Genomic DNA, 4,673 nt, shown 5'->3' on the forward strand with positions numbered 1-4,673 from the left:
CCCGCTCCGCGAGCGAGTTCCGGTAGTCCAGGTCCGCGTCGACGCTGGTAAGAGGAACCCCATGCTGCTTTTGTCACGGAGGTGCTCCGAGGGCAGCGACTTGAGCAGGTCGCCGAGGACGTCCTTGGAGATGGGCGCGCCGGCCGCGTCCACGACGTTGCTGGTGGCCTGCTTCAGCACGCCGTCCAACGTGGCGAGGAAAGGGTCGGCGGAGGCGGTGTCCCCGTTGACGAGGATTTCCTCCATGTCCCTGGAGATGGCGTCCGCGAGCATCTCCATGAGCGTCTGCCGCAGCTCGCCGCGCTCGATGCTGTCTTCGAGCACTTCGTCGGAGAGGCGCACCTCGCCCTTGAAGAGCTTCGCGTCCAGCTCCACCTGGGAGAGGTCGGGCTTCACGCGCTGGGCGGCGGGGACGGCGGTGGCCTCCTGGCCCGGGCGCAAGATTCGGCTCCCGAACTTCAGCTTGCTGAACTGCTGCTTGGGGGCCGCCATGGGGACGACGGTGCACTGCTGCAGCAGGACGGATTGCTTGATGAGCAGGCGCATGAACTTCTGCGCCTGCGCGGGCTGGAGAATGCCACCGCCCGCCGTGAGGTCGGCGAGGGCCAGGTCGGCCTTCTCCAAGAGGGCACGGTTATCGATACGACTCATGAGGGCTTCCTTCGGCGTTGAGGCTTCCTGGGACGGGTGGGACGTCAGACGTCGTGGAAGGAGAGGGCCTTGTCGACGCTCTCCCGGTTGAGGGGCTTGTTGAGGTCGAGGGGCCAACCGACGTCCTCGACGGTGGGCTTGGGCGGGCGCTCCGCGGGGGCACTGCTGTTGGGCAGGCCGAACTGCTTCTCGACGCGGCCCAGGCGCTGGTGCTGCTCCTTCACACTTCCCTCCAGCGCGCGGACAGCGTCGGTGAGCTTCGTCAGGCCTTCCATGACGACGGAGGCGTCGGGGCTCGGCGCGGGCGGAGTCGGCTGAGGAGCCGGCGCGGGGTTGGCGGCCTTGGCGCGCGCCTCGACATCCTCCTCGTCCTCGGAGTCGTCCGCGTCCTCGTCCTCTTCCAGGGCGTCGGCGAGCGCGCGCAGGTGCTGGGCCACCTCCACCACGCGCACGCCGTCGATGCCGTCCGTGGAAGCCAATGCCTCGACGAGAGCCGTCACCGCTTCGAGGGCTTGTTGGGCAGCGGCGAGGACTGCGTCCTCGGCCTTGGCGGTATCCGAGGCGGTGCTGCTGGCGCCCTCGGCTTGCGTGGTGTCCTGGGAAGCGTTGTCCATGGTGTCTCCGTCTCGCTTCACGAGGAGGAAGCGGTGCTTGTTGGCGGCCCTGTCCACGAGGGACACCTCCTCCACCACCATGTCGACGAGGCGGTGGACGGAGGCGGGGCCTTGGGTGGTGCTCGTCATGCGGCCTCCGGCTGGGACTCAGCGGCAGGTGTGTCGGAAGGGGACGTCTCGGTGGCCGGTGAGGCCTCGGGGAGACGGCGCGCGGTGCCGCCAATGCTGAAGCCCGTCAGTTGCCCGTCCTTCACACGCTCCCAGAGCTCGTCGGAGAGGACGCGCACCGCGAGAAGCCAGGTGCCCTTGCGCACCTGCACCTCGCCCAGGTTGAAGTCGACGGGGGCCAGGTAGCTCTCCAGCACCTTGACGTGCCCGTTGACGCGCATCTGGTGCATGAGCCCCAGGCCGCCGAACTCCTCCATGAAGCGGTGCGCGGCCTGACGAATCTCCGCGGCGGAGTAGATGTCGCCCTGCGCGTCCACCGTCTCCGGCTCCAGGACGACACCCAGGACGTACCGCTCGTCGTCGGGCTCGACGCCCTTGAGGAGAGACGTCGTGGTGGCGAAGGGGGCGGTGCCGGGAGACTCCTCCGGCTGCCAGTCGTCCACGGCGAAGTCGCTGCCGCCCTCCAGCGCCTTCGCGGCGGGCTGGTAGTTGGAGACGAGGAGCTGCGTCAGCACGGAGGAGCCGCCCACGCCGCGCATGGCGGCGATGGTGCGAGGCGTGCGGATCCGCTTCACGAGGAAGCCGGAGCCCTTCAGCATCCCAGGCAACTTCCCCCGGATGCCATACGTCATGAGCCAGCGGCCCTTGAGCGACTTGAGGACGCCATAGAAGCGCTCCTCGTCGAAGTCACCCTCGCCGACATCGACGTTGTAGCCGGGGTAGGGCGGGTCCAAGAAGAAGACGGCGTCCTTCCCGTCGAACTTGCGCACCACCCGCTCGTAGTCGCCGCCGTACACCTTCACGTGCTTGAGGCGCGGAGCGAACTGCTCGATGCGCGCGAGCGTCTTCGCCTCGACGCCCGCGCTGTTCGGGCTGAAGCTGCGCCCGCGCAGTTTTCCGTAGGAAAAGTGCGTCAGGTAGAGGAAGCGGTGCAGGCGCTCCACGTCGCCCTTCGGCTTCGCGTCGAAGAGGCTCTTGAACGTCTTCTCGTCGCCGACCCACGGCAGCTTCTTCAGCTTGGCGAAGGCCGCGGGCGTCAGCTTCTGGATGAGCCGGTACGCGTCGGCGATTTCGGTGTCCGCGTCGTTGATGGCCTCGACGTCCGAGGGGGCCTTCTCGAAGAGAACGGCTCCGCTACCGGCGAAGGGTTCCACGTACGTCTTGTGCGCGGGCAGCATGGCCACCAGGCGCTTCGCCAGGCGCTTCTTGCCCGCGGGGCTGCCCCAGATGGTCTTCTCCACCGACTCACCCTGGAGGGACTCCAGGACGTGCCGGGCCCGGGCGAGGGCTTTGGCGAGGGTGTCACCCATCCTGGAGGCCCTCCGGGTCGAAGCCCCACGTCAGCTCGCCGGACGTGGGGAGATTGAGGTCGCGAGGCCAGATGAAGGGCGTCGCCTCGGCCTTGGCCATGGAGGTCGACTCCTGCGGCGTCGCGTTGCTGTCCGGCGTCGGGGAAGAGGTGGGGGTCGGTGTCGAGGTGGCCTGCATCGCGGTTCGTCTCCGAAAGAGACAAAGGCCTGCGACGCGAAATCGGGGACATCACTAAGTGACAGCGAGCGTCGTGGTGCGGCAGAGGCCGTGGTACGGCGGGAAGCCCACGCCTGCTTCCGCGAGCTGCCTCTCCGAGGCGAGGGCGCGGAACTCGCCGACGTCGTCGCGGGTGCCGGCGGCGGAGCGGAGCACCTCGGCCAGGCGTGTCTCCTGGCCTCCCCGGTTGACGTAGAGGTGGGCGCGCCCCGTGTCCGCGTCGAGGCGCTCCCTCACCCAGGGCAGCTCCTGCTTCACTTCCTCCGGGCGCTCGAGGGACTCGACGCGCTCGAAGCGCTGGAGGGCCTCGCCCACTGAGAACGTCTTCCCGTGGAGGAAACGGCACACCTGGGTGGTGGCCTCGTCGAGGACGGCCTCGATGCGGTAGCGGCGGATGCCGGCCTCGGCGTAGCTGCTCATCTGACTGAAGGAGCGTCCCTGGCTGACGAAGTGGCTTGCCACCACCTCCCAATAGAAGGGGGCCCGCTCGATGAGCGCGCCGCGCGCGGCCCGCTCCAAGGACTCGGCGATGTCGCTTCTCCCCAGGCCCGCCTCCAGCCCCTCGGCGACAAGGCGCCGGGCCTCCGCGCCGAAGGTGTCCAGCCTGCGCCCGTACTCGTCCCGCACGAAGTTGCCTTGGGTGCGGACGATGTGCTGGGCAACGCGCTTGTCCATGGCGTTGAAGCGGGCGGCGAGGGTGAGGCCCTGCTCTCGCCGGGCGTGGCTTCGGGTGGAGGCCACCACCTCCTCGGCTGCGTCGCCGAGGGGCGCCTGGATGCGGGCGGGGATGACGGCCGTCCGCCGGCCCGCGGCCTCCAGGGACTGAGCGACGAGGCGCCTGCGCTGGGCCGCCGTCGTCTTCCTCCAGTCCACGTCGAGGACGGCCACCGCCTCGCGCATGGCGTCCACGTCCGCGCGCCCGACGGCGCGGCGAAGGCGCGCGGCAAGCAGGGCCACGGCGCGGTCCATGCCGGCGGCGGTGCCGACGTCGAGGGCCTTGGCCATCGGCAGCCGGAGGACATCACCCAGCAGGGCGTCCGCCACCTCACGTGCCTCGTGCAGGAGGAGGAGGCCGTCAGCGGGAGCCGTGCACATGGGGCACCTCCTGCGTCACCAACTCCACGGAGCTGCGGCGCCTGGCGCGCACTTCGACTCCTGCCTGAGTGGGGGAGAAGACGACGTCGTGGCTGGCTGCGCACCTGTCACACAGGGCGAAGACGAGGAGGCCGTTGCGCCACAGCGTCGTCGTCTCCTCCAACGGGCCACGCCTGTGGCACATGCGGCACTCCAGGACACCGCGCTCGGCGTCGGCCTGGGCCTGGAGCACCCACGCGCGCTGAAGCTGCTCAGGCGTCATGTGGGTTGCCCCGAGAACCAGGTGTCGAACTCCTCGCGGGGGACGGGGACGTGCTCGGTGTCCATGTACCGACGGGCGAGCGCGAGGCGTCCTTGGGCCAGGCGCTCCTCCTCGGCCCGAAGCTCTTCTCTCAGCCTCAAGAGGCGCTTGGCCTCGCCCAGCAACGAGTCCTTGTCCTTCCGGGGCTTCAAGTCTTCCACTCCCGTCTGAAATGTTGCGCGACACATTTCAAACCCAAGGTGTCGCTCGGGAAAATGTAGCGGAGCCATCCGAGGAGACGGCGAAGACCGCCGAGCATCGGGTCGCGCTCCTGAAGGACGCGAAGTTCCTGCTGTCGCTCCGCGAGGAGCTGGCGG

5 protein-coding genes and 1 pseudogene are annotated in these 4,673 nt (G+C 69.1%); all 6 read right to left on the minus strand.

From position 1 onward, the window contains the following. A partial coding sequence (locus HUW62_RS45855) for a phage major capsid protein (RefSeq protein WP_176438035.1) occupies positions 1-651 on the minus strand: 651 nt, incomplete at its 3' end. 44 nt (positions 652-695) lie between these two features. Next, entirely contained in the window at positions 696-1,394 is a 699-nt protein-coding gene (locus tag HUW62_RS45860; RefSeq protein ID WP_176438036.1) for a hypothetical protein, read from the minus strand. Further along, complete coding sequence (locus tag HUW62_RS45865) at positions 1,391-2,743, minus strand: XkdF-like putative serine protease domain-containing protein (protein ID WP_176438037.1); 1,353 nt, start codon at positions 2,741-2,743, stop codon at positions 1,391-1,393. The genes HUW62_RS45860 and HUW62_RS45865 overlap by 4 nt, the downstream gene beginning before the upstream one ends. Positions 2,744-2,975: 232 nt before the next feature. Further along, positions 2,976-4,055 carry a head morphogenesis protein gene (locus tag HUW62_RS45875; protein WP_176438039.1) on the minus strand — a complete coding sequence of 360 codons (1,080 nt, stop codon included), beginning with the start codon at positions 4,053-4,055 and terminating at the stop codon, positions 2,976-2,978. Then, complete coding sequence (locus HUW62_RS45880; RefSeq protein WP_176438040.1) at positions 4,036-4,317, minus strand: hypothetical protein; 282 nt, start codon at positions 4,315-4,317, stop codon at positions 4,036-4,038. Before HUW62_RS45880 ends, HUW62_RS45875 begins: the two co-directional genes overlap by 20 nt. Continuing rightward, positions 4,314-4,526, minus strand: a pseudogene (locus tag HUW62_RS45885) (phage portal protein); the annotation flags it as partial. The pseudogene HUW62_RS45885 and the gene HUW62_RS45880, both read right to left, overlap by 4 nt. Positions 4,527-4,673 lie beyond the last annotated feature (147 nt).

Source organism: Myxococcus sp. AM011 (assembly GCF_013372595.1).
Classification (GTDB): Bacteria; Myxococcota; Myxococcia; order Myxococcales; family Myxococcaceae; genus Myxococcus; species Myxococcus eversor.